The organism is Streptococcus oralis, from assembly GCF_019929345.1.
Lineage (GTDB): Bacteria > Bacillota > Bacilli > Lactobacillales > Streptococcaceae > Streptococcus.
In genome coordinates, this window is sequence record NZ_JAHZPJ010000044.1 from 1 (window position 1) to 539 (window position 539).

General features: G+C 35.8%; 1 pseudogene. It reads right to left on the bottom strand.

Going from position 1 to position 539, the window contains the following annotated elements:
* Positions 1-484, bottom strand: a pseudogene (locus tag K1I97_RS10145) (transposase); the annotation flags it as partial.
* Positions 485-539: the final 55 nt, after the last annotated feature.

Below are 539 nucleotides of genomic sequence, written 5' to 3' on the forward strand. Positions count from 1 at the left end.
TCTCTTTTTCCTCCTTCAATCGGAGTTCTCTCAACTTTTTTAGAATGGCATTCTCCGCTCTCAGGTACTCATTTTCTGCTTGAAGACGTTCTAATTCTGTCATCTCTTCAGGTCTCTTCTTTGGCTTACGTCCCATTTTAACCGGTCTCCCTCTTATTTTCTCAACAATAGTATACCCGTTTTTCCTGTATTGTGCCAGCCAATTCGAAAGTAATCCACTACTTGGAAGAGCATAATCCAGAGATACGCTTAGTTGCGAACGACCTTCAATCAAAACCTTATTGATGATTTCTTGCTTTAATTCAGGAGAGTAATAACGGTTTTTTCCTTTTTTGACGAACTCTATTCCGTAACGATCAATCAATTTAATCATGTACCTAAGATTAGAATTGTTTATCCCAAATTTATTTGAAAGCTTCTCTAAGCTATATCCTTGTTTTCTTAGTCCATAGATTTGAACTTTATCTTCATAACTCAATTTCATAATAAAACACCCCAAAAGTTAGATTTTTTCTGTCTAACTTTTGGGGTGCAGTTCA